The sequence below is a fragment of the uncultured Megasphaera sp. genome, from assembly GCF_900539295.1.
Taxonomy (GTDB): domain Bacteria; phylum Bacillota; class Negativicutes; order Veillonellales; family Megasphaeraceae; genus Megasphaera.
Window position 1 is genome coordinate 42,986 of record NZ_UQBH01000001.1, and the last position, 23,192, is coordinate 66,177.

Annotated in this window: 22 protein-coding genes and 2 tRNA genes; 11 read left to right on the top strand and 13 right to left on the bottom strand. The window is 51.3% G+C overall.

Annotation, left to right across the window (positions count from 1 at the left end; genetic code table 11):
* Positions 1 to 77: 77 nt before the first annotated feature.
* Positions 78 to 293 carry a DUF951 domain-containing protein gene (locus QZQ46_RS00240; protein WP_296825963.1) on the bottom strand — a complete coding sequence of 72 codons (216 nt, stop codon included), beginning with the start codon at positions 291 to 293 and terminating at the stop codon, positions 78 to 80.
* A 165-nt stretch (positions 294 to 458) separates the two neighbouring features.
* On the opposite strand from QZQ46_RS00240, the gene QZQ46_RS00245 reads away from it, so the two are divergent.
* The 4 genes from QZQ46_RS00245 to rbr all read left to right on the top strand — a co-directional run bounded on the left by QZQ46_RS00245 (position 459) and on the right by rbr (position 2,631).
* Positions 459 to 767: a hypothetical protein gene (locus tag QZQ46_RS00245; protein WP_296825964.1), complete on the top strand. Its 309-nt coding sequence runs from the start codon at positions 459 to 461 to the stop codon at positions 765 to 767.
* Entirely contained in the window at positions 754 to 1,461 is a 708-nt protein-coding gene (locus QZQ46_RS00250; protein ID WP_296825965.1) for a DUF1700 domain-containing protein, read from the top strand. The genes QZQ46_RS00245 and QZQ46_RS00250 overlap by 14 nt, the downstream gene beginning before the upstream one ends.
* 3 nt (positions 1,462 to 1,464) lie before the next feature.
* Positions 1,465 to 1,950, top strand: coding sequence for a hypothetical protein (locus tag QZQ46_RS00255; RefSeq protein ID WP_296825966.1), 486 nt, complete (start codon positions 1,465 to 1,467; stop codon positions 1,948 to 1,950).
* 141 nt (positions 1,951 to 2,091) lie between these two features.
* The gene (gene rbr / locus QZQ46_RS00260) at positions 2,092 to 2,631 is read left to right on the top strand and encodes a rubrerythrin (RefSeq protein ID WP_296825967.1); all 540 of its coding nucleotides are present in this window, start codon (positions 2,092 to 2,094) and stop codon (positions 2,629 to 2,631) included.
* Between the two features lie 64 nt (positions 2,632 to 2,695).
* On the opposite strand, the gene QZQ46_RS00265 is transcribed toward rbr, so the two are convergent.
* The 7 genes from QZQ46_RS00265 to QZQ46_RS00295 all read right to left on the bottom strand — a co-directional run bounded on the left by QZQ46_RS00265 (position 2,696) and on the right by QZQ46_RS00295 (position 7,233).
* Entirely contained in the window at positions 2,696 to 3,403 is a 708-nt protein-coding gene (locus QZQ46_RS00265; RefSeq protein WP_296825968.1) for a response regulator transcription factor, read from the bottom strand.
* A gap of 33 nt (positions 3,404 to 3,436) precedes the next feature.
* Positions 3,437 to 4,279, bottom strand: coding sequence for a D-alanyl-D-alanine carboxypeptidase family protein (locus tag QZQ46_RS00270; protein ID WP_296826047.1), 843 nt, complete (start codon positions 4,277 to 4,279; stop codon positions 3,437 to 3,439).
* A gap of 180 nt (positions 4,280 to 4,459) precedes the next feature.
* A complete protein-coding gene (locus QZQ46_RS00275; protein WP_296825969.1) occupies positions 4,460 to 5,260 on the bottom strand; it encodes a CpXC domain-containing protein in 801 nt (266 codons plus the stop codon).
* Positions 5,235 to 6,011 (bottom strand): macro domain-containing protein, encoded by a 777-nt coding sequence (locus QZQ46_RS00280; protein ID WP_296825970.1) that lies wholly within the window; start codon positions 6,009 to 6,011, stop codon positions 5,235 to 5,237. The genes QZQ46_RS00275 and QZQ46_RS00280 overlap by 26 nt, the downstream gene beginning before the upstream one ends.
* A 41-nt stretch (positions 6,012 to 6,052) precedes the next feature.
* A complete protein-coding gene (locus tag QZQ46_RS00285; protein WP_296825971.1) occupies positions 6,053 to 6,970 on the bottom strand; it encodes a metal-sensing transcriptional repressor in 918 nt (305 codons plus the stop codon).
* A gap of 76 nt (positions 6,971 to 7,046) precedes the next feature.
* A tRNA-Leu gene (locus QZQ46_RS00290) sits at positions 7,047 to 7,132 on the bottom strand.
* 24 nt (positions 7,133 to 7,156) lie between these two features.
* Positions 7,157 to 7,233: transfer RNA gene (locus tag QZQ46_RS00295), tRNA-Asp, on the bottom strand.
* Between the two features lie 246 nt (positions 7,234 to 7,479).
* Between QZQ46_RS00295 and QZQ46_RS00300 the strand changes: the two genes are divergently transcribed.
* Positions 7,480 to 8,478: a LysR family transcriptional regulator gene (locus QZQ46_RS00300; RefSeq protein WP_296825972.1), complete on the top strand. Its 999-nt coding sequence runs from the start codon at positions 7,480 to 7,482 to the stop codon at positions 8,476 to 8,478.
* Between the two features lie 69 nt (positions 8,479 to 8,547).
* Here QZQ46_RS00300 and QZQ46_RS00305 read toward each other — a convergent pair whose 3' ends face one another.
* Both QZQ46_RS00305 and megL read right to left on the bottom strand, forming a co-directional pair.
* The gene (locus QZQ46_RS00305; RefSeq protein ID WP_296825973.1) at positions 8,548 to 10,002 is read right to left on the bottom strand and encodes a Na+/H+ antiporter NhaC family protein; all 1,455 of its coding nucleotides are present in this window, start codon (positions 10,000 to 10,002) and stop codon (positions 8,548 to 8,550) included.
* A gap of 383 nt (positions 10,003 to 10,385) precedes the next feature.
* The gene (megL, locus tag QZQ46_RS00310) at positions 10,386 to 11,585 is read right to left on the bottom strand and encodes a methionine gamma-lyase (RefSeq protein ID WP_296825974.1); all 1,200 of its coding nucleotides are present in this window, start codon (positions 11,583 to 11,585) and stop codon (positions 10,386 to 10,388) included.
* A 342-nt stretch (positions 11,586 to 11,927) separates the two neighbouring features.
* Between megL and QZQ46_RS00315 the strand changes: the two genes are divergently transcribed.
* The 6 genes from QZQ46_RS00315 to QZQ46_RS00340 all read left to right on the top strand — a co-directional run bounded on the left by QZQ46_RS00315 (position 11,928) and on the right by QZQ46_RS00340 (position 19,709).
* Entirely contained in the window at positions 11,928 to 13,748 is a 1,821-nt protein-coding gene (locus QZQ46_RS00315) for a phosphoethanolamine transferase (RefSeq protein ID WP_296825975.1), read from the top strand.
* A 126-nt stretch (positions 13,749 to 13,874) separates the two neighbouring features.
* A complete protein-coding gene (amrA, locus tag QZQ46_RS00320; protein WP_296825976.1) occupies positions 13,875 to 15,236 on the top strand; it encodes an AmmeMemoRadiSam system protein A in 1,362 nt (453 codons plus the stop codon).
* 9 nt (positions 15,237 to 15,245) lie between these two features.
* Positions 15,246 to 16,097 (top strand): AmmeMemoRadiSam system radical SAM enzyme, encoded by an 852-nt coding sequence (gene amrS, locus QZQ46_RS00325; protein WP_296825977.1) that lies wholly within the window; start codon positions 15,246 to 15,248, stop codon positions 16,095 to 16,097.
* A gap of 115 nt (positions 16,098 to 16,212) precedes the next feature.
* Complete coding sequence (gene larA / locus QZQ46_RS00330; protein WP_296825978.1) at positions 16,213 to 17,514, top strand: nickel-dependent lactate racemase; 1,302 nt, start codon at positions 16,213 to 16,215, stop codon at positions 17,512 to 17,514.
* Between the two features lie 180 nt (positions 17,515 to 17,694).
* Entirely contained in the window at positions 17,695 to 18,021 is a 327-nt protein-coding gene (locus tag QZQ46_RS00335; protein ID WP_296825979.1) for a cupin domain-containing protein, read from the top strand.
* Positions 18,022 to 18,395: 374 nt separating this feature from the next.
* Positions 18,396 to 19,709 carry a dicarboxylate/amino acid:cation symporter gene (locus QZQ46_RS00340; protein WP_296825980.1) on the top strand — a complete coding sequence of 438 codons (1,314 nt, stop codon included), beginning with the start codon at positions 18,396 to 18,398 and terminating at the stop codon, positions 19,707 to 19,709.
* A gap of 119 nt (positions 19,710 to 19,828) precedes the next feature.
* On the opposite strand, the gene QZQ46_RS00345 is transcribed toward QZQ46_RS00340, so the two are convergent.
* The 3 genes from QZQ46_RS00345 to trpB all read right to left on the bottom strand — a co-directional run bounded on the left by QZQ46_RS00345 (position 19,829) and on the right by trpB (position 23,190).
* The gene (locus QZQ46_RS00345) at positions 19,829 to 20,971 is read right to left on the bottom strand and encodes an acyl-CoA dehydrogenase family protein (protein ID WP_296825981.1); all 1,143 of its coding nucleotides are present in this window, start codon (positions 20,969 to 20,971) and stop codon (positions 19,829 to 19,831) included.
* Positions 20,972 to 21,230: 259 nt separating this feature from the next.
* Positions 21,231 to 22,013 carry a tryptophan synthase subunit alpha gene (gene trpA, locus QZQ46_RS00350; protein ID WP_296825982.1) on the bottom strand — a complete coding sequence of 261 codons (783 nt, stop codon included), beginning with the start codon at positions 22,011 to 22,013 and terminating at the stop codon, positions 21,231 to 21,233.
* Positions 22,006 to 23,190: a tryptophan synthase subunit beta gene (gene trpB / locus QZQ46_RS00355; RefSeq protein ID WP_296825983.1), complete on the bottom strand. Its 1,185-nt coding sequence runs from the start codon at positions 23,188 to 23,190 to the stop codon at positions 22,006 to 22,008. Before trpB ends, trpA begins: the two co-directional genes overlap by 8 nt.
* Positions 23,191 to 23,192 lie beyond the last annotated feature (2 nt).

Sequence of the window (23,192 nt, forward strand, 5' to 3'; positions counted from 1 at the left end):
TAGTAAAGTGTTAAAATATTAACTGTTGATTATTGTACCACAAAGTTCCAAAAATAAAAATACCTTTTTCTAATTTTTTACGCTTTTTCTGTATCTTCACCATTCGACCGGAGCCGCTTCTTGACGGCTTTTTCAAACTTCGGTCTGGGGATCATGACCCGGTGGCCGCAGCCCGTGCAGCGGATAACGAAATCGACGCCGATGCGCAGTACTTCCCATTCGTTGCAGCCACAGGGATGGGCCTTCTTCATCTGCACCACATCACCTACATAGTAACGAACAAAATCAGCCATTAAAATTCCTCCTCTATATGGAAAGCTAAATAATGCATATATATCATTATATAGTCTGAACCACGGCATATCAAGTCGCCGGACCGCAAAAGAGCGGCGGCAATTGACCGTCCCCAGCGGCTGTGTTAAGATAAGGGATAATTACAGAAACGAGGAGGGATTTTTTTGACGTCATCGACGAACCAGCAAACCCTGCACCGATTATATCGACTCTGTTATGCTGTCGGCTCTGTCCTGACCTTGTGCATGGTCGCCCTTTTGGGCTGGATAGCCGTCTGTATCGCCTTAGAAAAAGAACCGCTGGCATCGATTGCCTTTTTACCGGATATGCCAACCTACGGTGTCTTCATCCTCATCGCCGTCACAGCTGCTGTCACCATTGCAGTCTGGCAGTACGGCGCGTCATTTCACCAGCGCTATGAAGAATCGGTAAGAAAGGAAGGGCCTCTAGACCAAAAACATGAGAAAGAATGAATTTATGGATCTCCTGCGGTATTATTTCCGCAAGAGTGATAAAAATGACTTAAAAGGAATCATCGAAGACTGTGAAGAGCAGTTCCGCCTCGGTGCCAGCCAAGGAAAATCGGAAGAAGAAATCTGCTGTAAACTCGGTCATCCTAAAAATATCTACCGCTATTACATCGGCGAACCCATCGTCCCGGAAGACAACCCGCGCCTGCCGGGAGATGACTATGACGACTCGTACCAAGACTATGACGACTTCGGTCCCGGTACAGCATCATCTCGCTATTATCCGCCGGAAGAACGGGACGACTACCGCCAGCCCCGACGCCCCCAGCCGTCTTACGAACCCCGGCCGTCACGGCGTCGGTCCTACGAAGTCCCCGATGGGGAAACAGGGCGGGATTTTAATTGGAATGACGGAGCCAACAACACGGCCAAGGCCGTTGCCAGTCCCTTTTTAGACATTCTCGGCACCTTATTCGGCATCGCCGCCAGCTTCTTGTACGTCGGCCTCACCCTGGTCATCCTGGCCTCCATTGCCATTTCCTTCATTCCCGCCTATGCCTATTCGGACCTTTTGCCCCTTCCCACCATTTCCGTCATGACCCGTATTCTTACGGTATTGACCGTTCTCTTTGCCGCCTTAACGGCCAGCTATGCCGGCCAGGCCTGCCATTCAGCAGCCCGCGGAAGGAGGTCTTAACCTATGGCACGCGTTATCATCTGCCTCTTCCTGACCCTGGCCTTTGCCTTCGGCAGCTACACGTCCTTCATGAGCAGCGACTATCCGGCCTTGAAGCGCTGGATGACTTATTATAAGGAATATAAAGAACTCCAAGGCGCTTTAGATAAGGGCGACGCCAGCAAGGCCGAAATGCTCGACAAATTGCGGACCATGTATCCTGAAAAAGCTGCCGAAATCGAAAGTCAATTTAAAGCCAAGTACGGCAATTTAAAAGATTCGGCCGAAACAGTCGGCACAGACCTCCAGAGCGAATGGGATTCCAAACTAAGTGACGACAGCGATAACCGCAGCAGACGGGAGGAAGCTTCCGATTCCGAAAAGTCATCCGATCGCCCTTCCCGTAGTAAAGAACAGCGGCAGGATGCGGACCGTCAAGAGACCAAGTCCCGGGCTGAAACCTCCGATGTTCACGACAATAATCGCGCTTCAAACGAAAAAAATCAGTGATTCGGCCTATTCCTTTTTATCAACAAAGAATCGCTCTTCGTTGACAGTAAAATCAAAAGGTGTTACAATAATAGCAACCCAGAGGGGTGCTTGAAATACAACGTCCCAATGAATTGATTACAAATAAGGAGGAATTGAGTTATGGAATTAAAAGGTTCAAAAACAGAAAAAAACTTACAGGCTGCATTTTCCGGTGAATCCCAGGCACGCAATAAGTACACCTATTATGCCAGCGTAGCTAAAAAAGCAGGCTACGAACAGATTAAAGCATTCTTTGAAGAAACGGCCAACAACGAAAAAGAACATGCTAAAATCTGGTTCAAACTTCTCCATGGCGGCGAAATGCCCAACGACGTAGACGCATTGAAAGATGCTGCTGCCGGCGAACATTACGAATGGACGGAAATGTATCCGACCTTCGCTAAAGAAGCTCGCGAAGAAGGCTTCGACAAGATTGCTTTCTTGTTCGAAAAAGTCGCTCAAATCGAAAAACATCACGAAGAACGTTATTTAGCGCTCCTCAACAACATCGAAACGAAACAGGTATTCAAACGCTCCGAAAAGAAGACTTGGATATGCCGCAACTGCGGTTTCATCGTAGAAGCCGACGAAGCTCCGAAGATCTGTCCGGTCTGCGCTCATCCGCAATCCTTCTTTGAAATCCAAGCTACGAACTACTAAGCAATACGAAGGGAGCCCTCTTACGAGGGCTCCCTTTTTTTATTACTGCACAAATAGCAGTACGTTATTCTTCTACGCGAAAACGATAGCCGTTTCCCCAAACCGTTTCAATCGCCGTAAACGGCGGTTCTACTTCATTCAACTTATCCCGCAGGCGATTGACATGAACCGTAACCGTCGCCAATTCACCTAAGGCATCGAGATGCCAGATCATTTCAAAGAGATACTTCTTAGAAAATACCTGGTTGGGATGGCGTGCCAAAAATAACAGCAAATTGAATTCCTTCCCCGTCAGGGTAATTTCCCGGCTTCCTCTAAATACCTGATGGCGTTTGACGAAGATGCGCAGGTCGCCGATTTGGATATCGGGCTTGCTGTCGTCATTATCCGTAAGTCGGCTGCCTAAGAGGCGTTCATGGATGTCGATATGGGCCTTTAAGCGAGCGATCATTTCCGACGGATTAAAGGGTTTTACGATATAATCATCGGCACCCAGGCTGAGGCCTTTTATCTTATCCTCCAAGGCGTCGCAGGCCGTAATGAAAAGGATGGGAACGTTGCTGAGGGCCCGCAGTTTTCGGCACAGGGTAAAACCGTCGGTATCGGAAAGGGTAACGTCGAGGATGACCGCCTCGATATCGCCTCCGTCAAAAAGCTTCATCCCTTCTTTTCCTGTCATGGCGACGGCCACGTCGAAACCGTTCGTCTCCAAAAAATCACGCTCAATCGCAGCGATCATTCGGTCTTGATCAATAATTAATACACGCGCCATAACAATCCCCCCCTCAGAAACGCTTACATCCGCCTAGTTCCCAGTCTGCAGGCGACGGAATCCATAATCCAAAATAGCCGGTGCATCGGTCCAGCGATTATCATCATTATACAGGACCAACACCAAGGTATGACCGTCTCTCGTAGCCGATGCGACCAAGCAGTCGCCGGCAGCGTTGGTAAAGCCCGTCTTGATGCCGTTGGCCCCTTGATAGCCGCTGGTCAGGAAATGATTGGTCGTCGTGACCCGTTTCGGCGCCCGGCCGTCCAAATAATGAACGTCATAGGCCTTGAGGCCGACGATGTACCGGAATTCCGGAAAATTCTTCATACCATAGGCTGCCATTTTGGCCATGTCGAGAGCCGTCGTATAATGGTGGGCTGCCGTCAGTCCGTTGGGATTGACGAAATTAGTATGAGCTGCCCCCATTTTAACAGCTTCGGCATTCATCTTTTCGGAATAGCCTTCGACAGAGCCGCCCAAGGTCTGAGCGACGGCGACGGCAGCATCATTGCCGGAAACGACCATCATGCCCCGCAGGGCTTCACGGATAGAAATAGGATCTCCCGGTGCAATTCCCAGACTGGAAGGCTCCGTATTGGCGGCTTCCCAAGAAATCTGCAGCGGCTGATCGAGTTTATCTTTGTACTGATCCAATGCCGTAATCAAGGTAACGATTTTCGTCGTACTGGCCGGATGGACCCACTTCGTCGGGTTGACTTGATATAATACTTTTCCCGTATCGATATCAATCATACACGCCGATTCGGCAATCGTCGGCGGCATATCGGCCTGGGCCGTCACCGTCATGGAACCAATCATAAAGCCAATTGCAATAACCGTAGTCAACATAATTCGTTTTAAAATTGAAAACATCAAATGCGCCCTTTCTTCTCTAAACATCAATAGATAAACAGGTACCATCGGACCCTAAACTATTAATAATATTATATTTTTTATAAAATAATCTGTCAATAAAAAGGGACTGCCCCATAAGGACTTGTTTTCCCATGGAGCCCCTTATTCAGCTGACAGCGAAGCCGTCTCCCCCCAAACTTATGCCTGGGGCTTCACCGCCGTTTGAAAGACTTCTTCACCGATAGTTTTTATCCAGAATCCGATGAGATTTCCGTACGTTTCCCGGTTGGCATCGGCCTCAGCAGCTTTTATGAGATAGGTCATAAATTGGCTGGCCCAGGCATAGCCGAAGCGCTCGAACTGCGCCTGACCATCCCCGGAAATCTGATTGAGAATCGGCATGAAGATGTCTTTGGTCACATCTTTCAGTTTCTCTGTAATGGGATAGACATAGGCCATTCCTTTTTCATCTTTGCGCATGAAAATGAGGGCTAAGCGTTCCGGATCATGGTCATCATCGGCGTAGTCGATATGGTAGGCATCTAAAGGAAGCCGTTCCTTATCGTCCTTGCTGAGGAGCTGATAGGCACCATATTTAATGATTTCATACAGACGGTCATCGTAAGCGCCCTCGCATTCGATGATCTTTTCCCGCCATTCGCCCCAAGTCAGGGCAGCCCGGCAGGTGTATTCTGCAAAAGAGGTTGTCCCTAAGGCCTGATGCACCTCATCCAAGGTGATTTTTTCATCAGGAGACGGGATGTGCCATATCAACATTTTTTTACTGCGATCGATATAGAGGCACTTGCTTTCAATATGAATCTTGCTTTGGCACTGCGGACAGGTATAGAAAAATAAATTTTCATCAAAAAGGACCCTGTCCTTTAAGGATGCGTCACCGGCGTCGATGACATCCCAGGTATGGAATAGTCCGGACGCACTGCACGCCGGGCACTGGACGGAAGCGTCCATTTCATGAGTTCCTATGGTCGCTGCCATGGGCTACTCCCCTTTCTCTTGATTTTTCTGAATACAGAGCCCGTATCTTCGAAGCGGTCTGCTCGATATCGGCCAGGCTCGGTCGTTCCCATTGCAAAAAAGGCTGAATCAGGCTGTCTACAATTTTGACCTTCCCGGAAAGGGCGATGGGATCCGGCGTTCCTTCGCGGCTCTGCAGCAAGGCCAGGGCCGTCGAGACCTTCGATGCCAAATCGCCTCTTTCATCGGAAGAAGCTTCGCTCAGCTCCTGAAGCCAGTAGAACACGGCCGATTTCGTATAGGCCGCCTGTTCTTCGGAATCGGCACAGACGATATCCAGACGATCAAAGCCCTCGCCTTCCGTAAGCAACAAGGGAACGACAGCTGCCGCTGCCCGCTGAAGAGGATAGCCTTTATCAGCCGAACTCAGCGGTGCCAGTGCCAGCTCCTTCAGCCCCTTTTCCCGGGCCAGGCTCAAGGCCTCGCGGCAGGCCGACAGGAGGGATTCTTCTTCTTCCCGCTTGCCGCCGGCCCAGTAAGGCCCTACGGCATGAATGACGAAAGATGCCTTTAACTGGAATCCCCGGGTCATGACGGCATGGCCGACGTGGCACATGCCGATATGGCGGCAGGACGCCGAAAAGGAGAGGCCTCCTTTTTGATGAAGCTCACGACTGACGGGACTTGTCGGCAACAGGGTTGAACTGGCAGAATAGATGATTCCGTCGGTATTCCATTCCGATATATCACCGTTTAATACCCTAAACTGCATGGCAGTCACACCCTTTCACAATGGATAGCTCCATTATACCATTACTTTACAAAGGTATTAATAGCCTTCTTGAGATTTTCTACGGCCCCTTGGTCTTGTTCGCGAATGGCATCGACGATGCAGTGGTCGATATGATCCTTTAAGATGACCCGGCTGACGCCGGCAATGGCCGAATGGACAGCCGCCAGCTGAACCAGGACATCGCTGCAGTCCCGGTCTTCTTCGACCATGCGCTTAATGGCTTCGATATGGCCCGTAATCCGCGATAAGCGGTTGATGACCCGCTTCGTTTCTGCATGGTGATGATGGTGGGCCTGACCGTGAGCCGGCTCTGCCGTCAGAGGCGCGTCGTCTTCATAGACAAAATCATCGGCTTCGGCACCTTTTACGACTTTGATGAAATAAAACTGATCCGTATCCAGGGCTGCGACGACGGAAAAGCCGGCGCTGATCAATTTTTCTTCTAGGATATCCACCGGCGGCAGGATGGGAGCGCCACCGTGAATGGCGTTGACGGCCCTGCGGGACATATCGTGCATGATGACCAGCATGCCGCCGGGAACGATGGCGTCGTAAAGGCGGCGAATGACTTCGCGGCTGTGACCGGCAATATGAGGATAGAAATTAAGGCAGCAGACGGCATCGTAGCCCTTAGCCTCAAAATGATATTTAAGAACGTCGCCTGTCGTAAAGACGACGTTTGGCAGAGACGAAAACTTCTCTTTAGCCACGTCGATCATCTGCTGAGAATAATCAAAGGCCTCTACCAATCCACCGCTGCCGACGGCTTCGGCCAAATAGGGCAGCAGCACGCCGGTCCCGCAGCCGGCATCAAGGACATTCGAGCCCGATTGCAGGGCCATGAGTCTTAAAAACTCCGATAAGACGGCCTTGCTCTCTTTCCGGTCCCGATCCCAGTGTTTGGCATAGTTTTCAAAAAAAACGTGTTCCTTATCCATCGCGTATTTCCTCCCGTCGGAGTGGATTCATGCCTAAAAAAAACGGTCCTGCCGCATAGCGGTAGGACCGTTCAGGTGGTGCGGTTGGGGGGACTTGAACCCCCATGAACTTTCGTTCACTACCCCCTCAAAGTAGCGCGTCTGCCATTCCGCCACAACCGCATATAAAATTAAAAAAAAAGAATATGGCGACCCCGATCAGATTTGAACTGACGATCTTCGCCGTGACAGGGCGACATGTTAAACCGCTACACCACGGGGCCGTTTGCCATTGTATCGGCACGTAGTGCCTCAACGATAATTATTCTATCATGGCCGTCCAGATTTTGCAAGTAATTTTTTTATCTTTTTTACTGACCCTTGGTTTCCTCTTTTCAAGATTCTGACAATACTGCCTTACAGACCTGCCTCACCTTTAACTTTACCAGGGACTCTGTTAAAATAAAATCATCAATACATAGCAGTATGTGATACGGCTATCCATCATTTATACAAAGGAAGTACCTCCCATGACACTGCAGCAGCTTTATTATATTGTCGAATTATCGAAACACAATTCCATCTCGGCCGCCGCCGAAGCTCTTTTTATCGCCCAGCCCAGCCTGAGTACGACCATCAAGGACCTCGAAAAAGAGTTCCACATCACCATTCTCGAGCGGAACCGCCACGGCATCACTTTTACGCCGGAAGGGCTGGAATTTCTCAATTACGCCAATCATATCATCGAGCAGACGACCAACCTGCGGGAGCATTTCACGCCACAGCAGCCAAGCCGTAATAAGCTGCGCCTGTCCATTTCGTCGCAGCACTATATGTTTGCCGTCGACGCATTTACGGACTACCTGCAGACCCTCGCCAAAAAGCCGCAGTATTCCATTACCTTCCGCGAAGGCCGCACGTCTCAGGTCATCCAGGACGTCGTCACTCAACGCAGTCAAATCGGCATCATCTTCATCTCCAAGATGACGCAAAAATTCATGACCCGTACGCTCCGCAAGAACCGGCTGAAATTCACAGAACTCTTCTCGTATCCGCCGTCGGTCTTCATTCAATCGGGCCATCCCTTGGCAAAATACCCGTCACTTACTATCGACCAACTCCGTCCCTATCCTTATATTCAATATACCCAGGAAGAGGATTCGTACCAATTTTCCGAAGAAGTCGTCATTCCCGACATCAAACCGGAGAAGGAAATCAATATTACCGACCGCTCGACCTTATTCAGCATCATCGCCGCCACTGACGCCTATACCATTGGTACGGGCATCTTATTCCGAGACCGAAAAAAATGGCCCATCACCGCCATTCCTCTGGACAACCCCTTAGATATCATGCGCGTCGGCTGGATCAAGCTTCAGGAAATCCCCCTGCCCCTGGCAGCCCGAACCTATATCGAACAGCTCGAAAAAAATCTGGTCCACAGTCACGTCATGGCCGCCGGAGAGCCGGCAAAACAGGCCCCGGAAATCATCGCCCAAAGCCTGTTCACCAAGAACCACCCCCGATGATATGAAGCAAAAAAAGAGCTCTTCCCAAGACGCCTTGGGGAGAGCTCTTTCAGATTCATCGTTCAGCTGCTACACAGCCGGTGCATTTCCCGAAGAATCTGCAACCTGGCTCTGCGGCTTTTTGGCTTCGTAATTCCAGGGATCCCTCCGGATAAAACCGTCTGAGAAGGGAATGAAAATAGAAATGATGGCTGAAATGCCGAGGAGATAAATAAACCAGCAGTATGGCAGGACTTCCAAGGGCGATACCCTGCCGTTGGTGAAGCCGGCCATGATCAGCATCTGAGCCCCATAGGGAACGAGGCCTTGGAAAATCGTCGAGAAGGTGCTCAAGAGGGCCGCACTGCGGCGAGGGTCGACATGGAACTTGTAGCAGATACGGCGGGCTACTTCCCCATTGATGATGATTGCGACAGTATTATTAGCCGTCGCAATATCGGTGATGGATACCAAGGCAGAAATGCCCAGTTCAGCCGAATTCTTCCCTTTAATGAAGCGCTGCACCGTCGCCAAGAGATAGGCAATGCCGCCGGCCTTATTAACCATAGCCGCCAGTCCCCCGGTCAGCATGGAGAGGAAGAAGATATCGGTCATGCCCAAGAACCCTTGATAAATGGCCTGAGCAAAAGAAAGGGCCGTAAAATCACCGTAAAAGAGGCCGATGGCCCCGGCCAGGATCGTACCGCCGGCGAGGACAGCGAAGACATTGGCCCCGGCAACAGCCGTGATCAAAACGACGATATAAGGCAGGACTTTAATCAGGTTAAAGGGGTGATCGCCGGCACTGACAGCCGTTTCAGAACCGCCGAAGAAAATCAGCAGGATAACCGTCAAGACGGCCGGCACCAAGGTCAGCCAAAAGTTGAGGCGGAATTTATCCTTCATGGCACAGCCCTGAGTCCGCGTCGAAGCGATGGTCGTATCGGAAATGATGGACAGGTTGTCACCGAGCATGATACCGCCCATGACGCAGCCGATCATCAGCGGCAGAGGGATGCCGGCTCTTTCAGCGACGGCTACGGCAATAGGCCCGATAGCGGCCGCACTGCCGACGGAGGTTCCCGTCGCCGTGGCGATGAAGCTGGCAATGACGAAGACACCGGCTGCCAGGTATTCCGGCGGGATGTACGTCAGGCCCAGGTTAACCGTCGAATCGATGCCGCCCATGGCCTTGCACGTCGCGGCAAAGCCGCCGGCCATGAGGTAAATGATGCACATGATGATGATGTTTGAATCGCCGCAGCCCTTGACGAAGGTTTCAAATTTCTCATCAAAGCTGCTGTTCCGGATAAGGATGAATGCCGTAATCGCACCGATAGCCGCTGCCAGCGGAGCCGGGAACTGATAGAACGCCATTTCCATGCCGCTCATATCGAGAATAATGCCGCTGCCCAAATAGACGGCAATGAATACGACAAAAGGAATCAAAGCCAGGCCGTTTGGCTTTATAGGGTGATCTTTAAAATATTTTTCTTCGGTAATAGCCTGTTCCACCTTCTTTTCGAGGCCTTCATTTTCTTTCATAGGTCGTCTCCTTTCACTATTCAGCATATCGTTTTGCCGGCCTTATAAAACCTGCAGCAGCACCGTATCACAAGTTTTCAGGCTGACGGACAGCCCTTCGCCAAGGACTGACAAGATCTTACGCACGAACCATTTTGTTTTAACCGTCCTTTCTTAAAGGATTATTCCCGGCGTAAGGGCCCCTCTCACGATCTTTTCTTTATTGTACATCATATTCATTTCCTTGTATAATATCTATTCGCTTAACGTTTATATAGTTAAATACTATTTCAGCCATAAAAACAATCTATAATACAGCTTCAAGCTGTAATAAATACACCAAAGGCGTCCCGCAGTCATTTCGGGACGCCTCAGCATGCTTACCTTATGAAAAAGGAAATTTTTTATTTGACTAAATCGAGGGCCTGCTTGAGATCGGCAATGATGTCTTCCGGATCTTCAAGACCGACGGAGAGGCGAACCAGACCTTCGCTGATGCCGGCAGCCTTTAATTCATCCGGCGTATATGTCGAGTGGGTCATGGAAGCAGCGTGTTCGATCAGCGTTTCCGCATCGCCGAGGGATACGGCCAGGCTGCACAGTTTAACGTTGTTCATGACGACGGCCCCTTCTTCCTTGCCGCCCTTCAGTTCAAAAGAAATCATGCCGCCGGGAAGGCTCATCTGCTTTTTAGCCAATTCGTACTGCGGGAAGCTCTTGAGTCCCGGGTAAGCCACACTCTTTACCGCCGGATGGGATTCGAGGAATTCGGCGACCTTCATGGCATTGGCCGAGTGTTTTTCCATGCGCAGTGCCAGTGTTTTCATGCCGCGGGAGATGAGGAAGGCATCAAAGGGACTGAGGACGGCACCGGTCATATCTTTGAGGCCGAAAAGGCGGACATTGGTGATGTAGTCCAGTTTGCCTACGACGAAGCCGGCAATGACGTCACCGTGGCCGTTCAAATATTTTGTAGCCGAGTGGACGACGACGTCGGCACCGAGATCTAAAGGCTTCTGGATGTACGGCGAGCAGAAGGTGTTGTCGACGACGACCGTAATGTCACCCATTTCATGGGCGATTTTGCTGATACCTTCAATATCGGAAATCTTCAGCGTCGGGTTAGCCGGTGTTTCCAAATAGACGACGCGCGTATTCGGTTTGATTGCTTTTTTGACGGCTTCAAGATCGGTAATGTCGACGAAGGATACTTCTACGCCGTAACGGGTCATGCCGTGGTTCAGCAGGGCAAAGGTGCAGCCATAAAGGGTATCGCCGGCCACGACGTGATCGCCGGCACTGAGCAGGGTCCACAAAGCCGACGAGATGGCGCCCATGCCCGAACCCATAGAGCAGCAGGCTTCGCCGCCTTCTAACATGGCGACTTTTTCTTCAACCTGGGTATTCGACGGATTTCCCAGACGGGAATAGATATAACCCGGTTCCTGCAGAGCAAAGCGGTTGCCGCCCTGTTCAGCCGAGTCAAAAATGAAGGTAGACGTTTGATAAATCGGATTGGTCAGGGCTCCGAATTCATTTTTCATAGCACCGGCATGGATGGCCTGTGTTGCAAAACCCATTTTCTTCAGCATTTCTTTTTCCATTATGACTGCCTCCTTTAAGGTATATCCAAGTACAACTATTATGACTGTTTCCATTGGCAAACAGTTTTTCATCAAATCTTTGCAATTCCGATTTTTATGCCATTATGTCTCTTTACAATCAGTGTACCATAGGCCGGTCAGCCTGTATAATACGTATCTGTCGAGGGATTTTCATAGTTTACAGCTATGCACGAAAAGAGAAATTTCAGTCCATTTTTCATCGAGAAAAACTTGCAGTGTCCTCTATGTTATTCTGTGTATTTGATGTATAATATAGGCAATACGCTTTATTTACATTGTTTACATCATTTTTACACAGAGATAGAGAGGGTAGATCAATCCATGTACCTCGCAATGAACGCACTCAAAAAATGGCGGCACAGACTGCTGCGACTGTTTCTCGTCTTTGCCATCATCTATATTGCCTGCTTTCAATGGCAATTTATCGTATCCCTTGGCATGGGACCTGACAATATCGAAGACATGACCTTTGGTCTGCTTCCGGGCGTTACGGCTGTCGTCTTGTCCCTGGCTTTTTACTGGCGCCACCTGTCGGTACAGAACGTCCTCCCGCCGGCCCTCATCGGCCTCGGCTGGATCGTCACCGGGCCCTATCTCAGTTATGTCTCACTGATAAACACCAATACGGTCTATTTAAACAATATTTACGACATCTATGTCGGCCTCTATTTCTTCGCTATCTTCTTCTGCCTGAATATGCTCATCAAGCAGTACGTACCGCGAAAATTAGGGTCCCTCATCATGACCGTCGTCCAGCTCTTCGGGGTCTTCCTCATCCTCCTCCAGTGGGCTTACTACGCCTTGTACCACTCGTCGATCACAACGTCGGGGGCTCTGCTCATCTTTCAGACCGGACCAGCCGAAACCCTGGAGTACTTCCAATCCTTAGGCGTTACTAAAGTCGTGACCATCGCCGTCAGTCTGCTCGCCCTTCTCGGCGCCTTGTTCTTGTTGAACTACCGTCAGGACGTCCTGCCGCGGACGGAAACGTACCGCAAATTGATTCCGATTCTGTCGGTACTCTTCATCATCGCCCCGTCCATCGTCGCCTTAGGTGAAGAAATCCTGCCGGAATCGTTCCCGGTCAGAACCTTTTTAGACACCCACGATTATATGCAGCGCTCGGCCTTATACGCCGAAAACCACGACTCCAAATACGACGGCCTGCAAGCCATCCAGCTCCATCCGGCAGACTACCCCAATACGGTCGTCGTCGTCATCGGCGAGTCGGAAACGCGGACCTTGATGAATGCCTATAATCCCGACCACGTTCCCAATACGCCGTGGCTGACGGCTATGAAAGCCAACCCGGATTTCACCTTGTTCACTAACGCCTACAGCAGCGTGTGGTACACCGTGCCGGTTCTCGAACACGCTTTGACAGAATCGAATTTTTACAACAACAAGCCTTTCAACGAATCGATTTCCATCATCGATATGGCCAAAAAGGCCGGCTATAAGACGTACTGGTTCAGCAACCAGGGCTCGGTAGGCGTCGCCGATACGCCCATTACCTTAGTCGCCAACACAGCCGACGTTTCAGAATGGGTCGACCGCGATTTGAAGGAATCGACGCAGGACGGCGCCCTCTTACAGTTCCTCAAGCGGGTCAATCCGAAGGAAAAGAACTTCGTCGTCCTCCATCTCATGGGCAGCCACATCGAATACCGCAACCGCTACCCCAAGGAATTCCAAAAATTTGACGACGGCCATTTGAACCGCGCAGCCGACTTCGACAACACCGTCCTCTACACGGACTGGGTCCTGTCCCAGATTTTCGACTACGCCCGGGAAAACCTCAACCTCGACGCCATGGTCTATTTCTCGGATCACGGCAGCGATCCTGACGTAGCCCGCCAGCCGGACAGCGCCAGCTTCAAGGTCCTGCGCATCCCCATGTTCGTCTACCTTTCCGAAGGCTACCAACAGCGCAACCCCGAAGTCGTATCTGCCGTCAAGGCCAATAAAGACAAGTTCTTCACCAACGACCTGGAATACGAATTTATCTGCGGCATCCTCAATATGGAATCGCCCAATTACGACCCGACCATGTCCATCGCATCGTCCAAGTGGAAGATGGAAAGAAAGGATCTGCGTACCCGTTTCGGTCAGACGAGCCTCTTAGAAGACACAGAATTTTAACCAAAAGGACTATCTCCGGATAGTCCTTTTTTGATGTCTCAAACAGACCTCAGGCTATGAGGTCCGGTCTGATTGGGGTATAATAGAGTTAACTCCATTATCCGTTACGCAAAGGAGGTAATTGTGATGGAACACGTCTGTGCAGCAGCCGGATTCTTTCCTCATCCGCCCATCATGCTGCCCGAAATAGGCGGACCGGAATTGTCAAAAATGACGGCCACTATCGAAGCCGTCGAAGCGGCCGCTGCTCTGGTAGTCAACCAAAAGCCGGACACGCTGGTTATCCTGTCTCCCCATAATCTAGTCTTTCCCGACGGTGCCGCCATTCTCGCCGCGCCGCGTCTCTACGGCAACTTAGGAGCCTTTGGCTATCCCGAACTTGCTATGGACGTCCGTACCGACATGGATCTTGTTGAGGAAATCGTCAACAGGGCCTGCCAACAGACCGATATCTACCGTCTGGACGCCGCTTGGAGCGACCGCTTCGGCCATCCCCTCACCGTCGACCAGGGTACCTTCGTCCCCTTATATTACCTTCGTAAAGCCGGCTTTGCCGGGCCGGTCGTCATTATGGCGCCCCGCTTCGACGACTGCGACAGCATGACCCTCTTAGGCGACATCGTCGTCAAAGCCGCAGCAGCCCTTGGCCGGCGCATTGCCGTCATCGCCTCAGGCGATCTGTCTCACCGACTCCTTCCGGGCTCGCCCAACGGCTATACTCCGAACGGAGCCGTCTTCGACAAGCTGGTCATGGAAGCCCTGCTGAGACAAAACTTAGACGGCCTTAGGGAGCTGAGCCGCAGCTTCATCGATGAAATCGCCACCTGCGGCCTGCCATCGGTCTATTTCTTATTCGGCGTTCTGCGCCACTTCCGGCCGGTCATGCCGGTATATGCCTATGAAGCCCCCTTTGGCGTCGGCTACGGCGTAGCCCTCTACCTCCCTGAAGGGCAGGAAGATCAGGTCGAAAAAAGGGCTCCTTCTGATATCCGCGTCCGCCTGGCCCGGGAAAGCATTACCTACTATCTCCAGCATCACGCCTTGATGGCCGTCCCCAAAGACCTGCCAGACGACCTCCAGGATCCGGCCGGGACCTTCGTTTCTCTCCACAAGGGAAGCCGCCTGCGCGGCTGCATCGGCACCTTCCTGCCCATGCATCTGAATACAGCCAGTGAAATCATCCATAACGCCGTCTCGGCAGCGACCCGGGATCCGCGATTCTCGCCGGTCAGCTTAGACGAAATGAAAGACATCGATATTTCCGTCGACGTCCTGGGAGAGCCGGAAGCCATCGCCTCGCCAAGCGAGCTCAATCCCAAGAAGTACGGCGTCATCGTCATGAGCCATGCCCGTACGGGCCTTCTCCTGCCTGACCTCGAAGGCATCGATACAGCAGAGCAGCAGATCAGCATCGCCAAGGAAAAAGCCGGCATCCCGCCGCAAATACAGCCTGACCTCTACCGCTTCACCGTCAGCCGCTATAAGTAGGTGCGCCTTATGGAAGCATCCTTCTACCAAAAAGATACCAAGGGGCGAGCCGTCTGCGGCCTCTGTCCCCATCACTGCCGCATCGAACAAGGCCGCTGCGGCCGCTGTCAAACGAGGTATTACGACGGTGCGGCCCTTCAGATCTTGAACTACGGGAAAATCACGGCCATGGCCTTAGATCCCATCGAAAAGAAGCCCCTCTATTACTTTCATAGCGGCTCAGCCATCTTGTCCCTCGGCTCCTGGGGCTGCAACTTCACCTGCCCATTCTGCCAAAACTGGGAGATTTCCCAGCAGCCGGCACCGTCCCGGGACCTGACGCCGGAAGAAGCAGCCGCCCTTGCCGAAAGATACATTCCCCAGGGAAACATCGGCCTGGCCTATACGTATAACGAGCCTACCTTAAGCTATGAATTCATCATACAGACGGCACAACTGATTAAGAAGAAAGGCCTTTTTAACGTCATGGTCAGCAACGGCTATATCGAAAAAGAGCCCCTCGAAGCACTTCTCCCCTATGTCGACGCCTGGAACATCGACCTCAAAGGCTTTTCCGAAGAGTTCTACCGCTCCCAGTGCGGTGCCTCCCTGCAGCCGGTCTTAGACACGATCACCGCTGCCGCTGCCGTCAGCCACGTCGAGGTGACGACCTTGATCATTCCCGGCAAAAACGACGATCCGGAACAGATGGACCGAGAAGCCCGGTGGCTGTCTGCCATCGATGAAACGATTCCCCTCCATCTCACCCGCTACTTTCCCCGTTACCGGGATACGACGCCCATGACGCCTGTCGCAGCCTTGCAGGAGTTGGCGGCCGTTGCCAATCAGCATCTCCGCCGGGTTCATATCGGAAACGTATGACGGCTGCCACGACATTATGCTGAATTGTTTTAACTTTAACCTTGCACGCCTCATTTATCATGATATAATAAGTTACAACTTGATATTAATTTTAAAAAAGAAGTGGTGATAGGCAATGGCATTAAAAGAATTTGTTTTCAGTATCGGTGAAACGACACAAACGGTTAAGCTCCCGGAAGAACATATATCCGACGTCATGGAAGGAAAGCACGTCCCGGCCGTCGACGTAAAACAAGCGACGATCGACTGCATGCGTCATCCCATCGGCAGCGCTCCCCTTGCAGAACGGGTCCGGCCCGGCGACAAGGTCTGCCTGGTCGTCGCTGACATTACGCGTACCTGGAATAAATCCAACCAGTTCCTGGTCTACATCGTCGATGAATTGAATCTGGCCGGTATTCCCGACGACGACATCTACATCGTCTTTTCCCAGGGCTCCCATCGGGCTCAGACGCCGGAAGAAGACGTGGCCGTCTGCGGCCAGGAAGTCATCGACCGCATCAAGACCTATCAGCACGACTGCATGGATCCGACCCTCGTCGACTGCGGCACGACCAAGCTCGGCACGCCGCTGAAGCTGAATAAACACGTCGTCGACGCCGACAAGGTCATCATCGTCGACGGCATTACGACCCATCTCTTTGCCGGTTTTGGCGGCGGCCGCAAACTGATTCTGCCCGGCGTTTCCGGCTTTGAAACGATTCAGCGCAACCACTGCCATGCCCTGGCAGACGAATTCGGCCACGGCGTCAATCCCAAGACTCGGGCCCTCATGATTGAAGACAATCCTTTAAATGACGACATGATTGAAGCCTGCAGCAAGGTAAATCCCTGTTTCCTCGTCCACTCCATCATCAACGCCGACGGCGAAATCTGCCGCATGGTCGGCGGCGACTGGTATGAAGCCTGGCGGGCCGGCACGGAAGCCGTCCTCGATATACAGCGCGTTCCCATGAAGCAGAAAGCCGACGTCGTCTTCGCCTGCGCCGGCGGCTACCCCAGCGACGTCAGCCTCTATCAGGGCAGTAAATGCTACGATCCGGCCGAAATGGCCGTCAAAGAAGGGGGCATCGTCATCGCCATCATGGAAGCCCGGGATATCAAGGAACCGGCTATCTACCTCGACAGTTTTAAATACGATACGATGGAAGAGATGGAAACGGCCCTCAGAGCCCACTTCACCATCCCCTTCTTCGTCGCCTTTAACTTGTTCTGCCTGGCTCATAAGAACACAGTCATCTTGGTCACACTGCCCCGCAACTTCGACGACATCCGCCGGACAGGCCAGATTCCGGCAGCTACCGTGGAAGAAGCTTGGGCCCTGGCTCAAAAGAAACTGAAAGAACAGGGCAAGGAAGACTACACGATCAATGTCATGCCTCACTGCACAAAAATCGTCCCCATCTTACAGGCATAGTCCCTGCAAATCCATTCGTTTTGGATATGTTCATTCTTACATGAATTCCAAAATAACATAATATACTTACGTTTACATCATGACAAACATGAAATTCTATGCTATAATATAGCCAAGAAATGCGAAGGGAATCGAAAGCAAGTCCGATCCTTTCAACTGCATTAGAAAGGGGTGAGTCCAGTGGAAATAGAGAAAGTCGAACATGCCGCTGGCGGTAAGGGGTTCATCTTGAAGAGACAGCTTCTGAGCGCCACCGAACTGCGAGGAGATGTTGGTATGTTCGCAGAAATCACCTTGAAACCTGGATGTTCCTTGGGTTATCATGCTCACACTGACAACGCAGAAGCATATTATATCCTTTCCGGTGAGGGACAATATGACGACAACGGAGTAATCCGGACCGTTAAACGAGGAGACGTTACATACACATCAGACGGTAAGGGTCATGGCTTAGAAAATACAAGCGATTCAGACTTGGTTTTCATTGCGTTGATCATGAACAACTAAATAATGTCTATAGGATCAACACGAGTTCGTCGATGAACATAACGAATTAACTTATCTTGATTTAAAGTGCTTCGAACTTTTCGAATGGGTGTGATGTTTTTCAAATAGGTTAGTCTTACGTATCTACGTGCAGCGAACGATGACTGTTTTAACATTTTGAGTTTTAGCGAAAGCAGAATCAAAAACTAAATGAATATGAATCCTATAACGTGAGGATCGGTATACATATGTCGCTTGTGTGCCGATCCTTTTACGTGTCTTTTTTACATGGTGAATGTCTCTTTCATTGACAGAACGCCTGCCCTCTTCTATAATATACTGAAACGGTAGTTTTTTTTATTGCCGTCCATATTTCTCAAAGGGGGAAGATACTCATGTCAAATGAATCACGAGACGGAGTACAAGAACAGGCCCGGGAAGCGATTCGCGGCAGCCGCAATCGCCATCAGGGCCGTCAATTCATCTTATGGATCGGGGCTCTCGTCCTCGGTGCCATCTTAGGCTGGCTTGGTATTCCGGTATTGAACCAATTATTCGATTTTATCGCAACGGTTTTCACGCGCTTATTCCAATTCATCGCTATACCGACCATCGCCTTAGCCGTCATTACGACTTTATCAGCACTGGGTGCTAAAAAAGAAACGGGGCGCATCTTTGCCCACGCCGTCACCTACACCCTGCTGACGACGATTTGTGCTGCCGCTATCGGCCTTGCACTCTACGTCTGGATTGCTCCGGGCAATCTGCCTATGGAAATGATCAATTCCGGTGTTTCCAGCGTTCCGCAGAAGCTGGAATCGGTCACTTACTACGACCATTTCCTTTCGGTTATCCCGAATAATATACTCCAGCCCTTCTTATCGGGCAACGTCCTTTCGGTCATGCTCATCGCAGCAGCTGTAGGCCTCGCCTTAGCCTTCATGCCAAAGACCGAAAACCGGGCCGTCCTGCTCAAAGGCCTCTTGGGTCTGCAGGAAGTCCTGTTCGCCTTGATCCGAGCCCTGCTCTGGATCCTGCCGCTCGGCATCCTGGCCTTTTCAGCCCAGCTGTCGGCACAGATTGAAGCCGGCATCATCGTCAGCGCTTTAGGTAAATATACCTTGGTCATCCTCGGCGGCAACCTCATCCAGTTCTTTATCGTCCTGCCGATTTTCTTGGTCGTCCGCGGCTTGAATCCGATTCATGTCTTCCGCAAAATGGCTCCGGCTATTGCCGTCGCCTTGTTCACCAAGAGCTCTGCCGGCACGCTGCCTGTCACCTTGGCATCGGCCGAACAGCGTCTCAACGTCCATCCGCAAGTTTCCCGCTTCGTCCTGCCGATCTGCACGACGATTAACATGAACGGCTGCGCGGCCTTCATCTTGGTCACGTCCCTGTTCCTCATGCAAAACGGCGGTACGGAACTGACCTTCGGTACGATGATCGCCTGGCTCTTCATCGCCGTCCTGGCTGCCATCGGCAACGCCGGTGTCCCCATGGGCTGCTACTTCCTGACCTTGTCCCTCATGTCCAGCATCGGTGCTCCTATCGGCATCATGGGCATCATCCTGCCAATCTACACCATCATCGACATGGTCGAAACGGCGGAAAATGTTTGGTCTGACGCAGCCGTCTGCGCCATGACTGACCATGACCTGGCTCATACCCTCGACGCCAACGCCAAAGAAAGCGTCGTCGCCGGTCATTAAGATTTCTATACCAATATTACGAAATACCTAAAAAGGGAGGCTGACCTGATAGCTTTAGCTATCGGGCCAGTCTCCCTTTTAACGTATGAACGTGTCAGAAACGTCCGAAAGGATTCCTCTTATCGGAACAAGCCGCCGGAGATGACGAGTTTTTGAATTTCGTTGGTGCCTTCGTAAATCTGAGTAATCTTAGCATCGCGCATCATGCGTTCGACGTGATATTCTTTCATGTAGCCGTTGCCGCCCAACATCTGGACGCATTCCGTCGTCACTTTCATGGCAACGTCGGTGCAGGTCAGTTTGGCAACAGCCGCTTCCGTCGTGTACGGTTTGCCAGCTTCTTTGAGGCAGGCTGCTTTATAAAGGACCAGTCGTGCCTTTTCAATATCAGCATAGAGTTCAGCCATCTTGAAGGCCAAGTACTGCTGTTTATACAGCGGTTTGCCGAACTGTTCCCGTTTCTTCAGGTAGTCGATGGCAATGTCAAAGGCCCCTTCTGCCAGGCCCAGTGCCTGAGCGCCAACGCCGATACGGCCGCCGTCAAGGGTCTTCATAGCCAGTTTAAAGCCTTCGCCCGGTTTGGCAATCATCCGGTCTGCCGAAACGCGAACGTTCGATAAGACCATTTCCGAAACCTGAGCAGAGCGGATGCCCATCTTGTTTTCCAGTTTGCCGACGTGGAAGCCTTCCATGCCCTTTTCCAAGACGAAGGCGCACATGCCTTTGATGCCGATAGCCGGATCGGTCAGGGCATAGACGACGGTGTAGTCGGCAATAGGACCGTTGGTATTAAAGATCTTGGTGCCGTTTAAGATGTAGTCGTCACCATCTTTAGTAGCAATCGTCTGCTGACCGGCGGCGTCAGAGCCGGCCGTTGCTTCCGTCAGCCCGAAGGAGCCAATGGCCTGGCCCGATGCGATAGGTGCTAAAAAGCGTTTTTTCTGTTCATCCGTTGCCGACGAATACATGACGCTGCCGCCGTAGAGGGACGTATTGACCGAGAAGCCGATGCCGAAGGAAGAGTCTACTTTGGAGACTTCTTCGACAGCCAGGATGTACGGGAGGTAGCCGACGTCGCTGCCGCCGAATTCTGTCGGATAGCAGAGGCCGAACATGCCCATCTTGCCAAATTCTTTAAAGGCTTCGAGGGGAAATTCCGAAGCTTCATCGCGTTCTACAACGCCCGGCAGTAACCGTTTGGCCGTAAAATCGCGTACCTGATCGACAATTTGCTGCTGTTGTTTCGTGAGTTCAAAATCCATTATCGTCACTCCTTTGGTTGAAATGAAAATATCCATATAGCGTTTTTAAACCTTAGTTATATAAATATTTCGTTACAAGAAATATCTTGCCTACATATTATCATGGCAAAACTAGAAAGTCAACGAAGTGTCAAATTTATCATAGATAAATTATTTGTAATGCTAATTTGTAATGAATAACCGTTCTTTATAAAGAAAGATCTGAACTACAGCTGAAAACTGTCATTCAGATCTTTATGTAAAATCCTATATTTCCTAATTATGAACAGCTGCGCATGACAGCTTCCTTCATCCCTTTGACGTAATCATAGATGGGTTGTCCGGCATCGTCTCCGTATTTAGCAATGAGTTTTACGATGGCACTGCCGACGATGACCCCATCGGCGTCGCGGCCAATAGTCTCAGCCTGTTCGGTCGTATTAATGCCGAAGCCGACGGCACAGGGTACGTCGGTAACGGCTTTGGCCGTATCGATGATATCCTTGAGGTCAGTCTTGATTTCCGTACGCGTCCCGGTAACCCCCAGGGACGATACGATGTACAAGAAGCCTTCCCCGGCCTTGGCAATGGTCCGAATCCGGTCTTTTGACGTCGGCGCAATCATGGAAATGATATCGATGCCGTGAGCCTTTGCCGCAGCAGCACATTCATCCCGTTCCTCAAAGGGCATGTCGGGAATGATGATGCCGTCGAGCCCCGCTTCTTCACAGCGGGTGAAGAATTTGTCGGCCCCGTAATGGAAGACAGGATTAAGGTAAGTCAGGAAAACCAAGGGAATATCGGTCTCTTTCCGGACCCGCTTGACAAGGTCAAAGACGTCGTCAATGCGCGTTCCCTGCTGCAGAGCCCGTAAATCCGCTTCCTGAATGACGATGCCTTCGGCAATAGGATCGGAAAAAGGAATCCCGATTTCAATCAAATCAGCACCGGCTTTTTCCATGGTCATAATGTATTCATAGGTCTTTTCCATCGACGGATCACCGGCCGTCAAGAATCCGATAAAGGCTTTTCCCTTTTTAAAGGCCTGGCCGATCTTACTCATGTAAATCCCTCCCCTTATATCTTGCAATCGCTGCGACGTCTTTATCACCGCGGCCGGATAAGCAGACGATGATGCTGTCGTCAGGACTCATCGTCGGTGCCAGCTGCATGGCTTCATAGACGGCATGGGCGCTTTCAATGGCGCAGATGATACCTTCCGTTCGGGCCAAATATTCAAAGGCTTCTACGGCTTCGTCGTCTTTGACCGGAACGTACTGAGCCCGGCCCGTTTCATTTAAGTAGGCGTGTTCCGGCCCGATGCCGGGATAGTCGAGGCCGGCAGAAATCGAATAGACTTCGTCGATCTGACCGTCTTCATTCTGGCAGAAGATAGATTTCATGCCGTGGAAGATGCCGACTTCCCCCTTGGCAATCGTCGCCGCATGAAGCTTGGTGTCGATGCCCTTGCCAGCAGCTTCGCAGCCGATGAGGCGGACGTCCTTATCGTCAATGAAGTTATAGAACATGCCCATGGCATTGCTGCCGCCGCCGACGCAGGCCAAAACGGCTGCCGGAAGTTTTCCTTCCTTGTCGAGAATCTGCTGCCGTGCCTCCTTGCTGATAACGGCCTGGAAGTCGCGCACCATCATCGGGAAAGGATGAGGCCCCATGGTCGAGCCGATGACGTAATGCGTATCGTCGACGCGGCTGACCCATTCGCGCATGGCTTCGTTGACGGCATCTTTTAGGACTCGGGACCCGGAGGTAACGGCGTGTACCTTAGCGCCCAACAGTTCCATGCGGTAGACGTTCAAAGCCTGGCGAATCGTATCTTCTTCCCCCATGAAGACCTCACATTCAAGGCCTAAGAAAGCGGCTGCTGTCGCCGTTGCAACGCCGTGCTGACCGGCACCGGTTTCAGCAATGACCCGGGTCTTGCCCATCTTTTTCGCCAACAGGCACTGCCCCAGAGCATTGTTGATTTTATGCGCCCCCGTATGGTTCAAATCTTCGCGCTTCAAATAAACCTTAGCGCCGCCCAAATCCCGGGTCATCCGTTCGGCATAATAAAGCAGGGACGGCCGGTTGGCATAATTATCGAGGAGCTCCTTTAATTCTGCCTGAAAGGCCGGGTCGTTTTTATAATGATCATAGGCTTTTTCCAACCGCTGGATTTCATTCATCAGCGTTTCCGGAATATATTGGCCGCCAAAGGCGCCGAATCTTCCTGTACTCATCT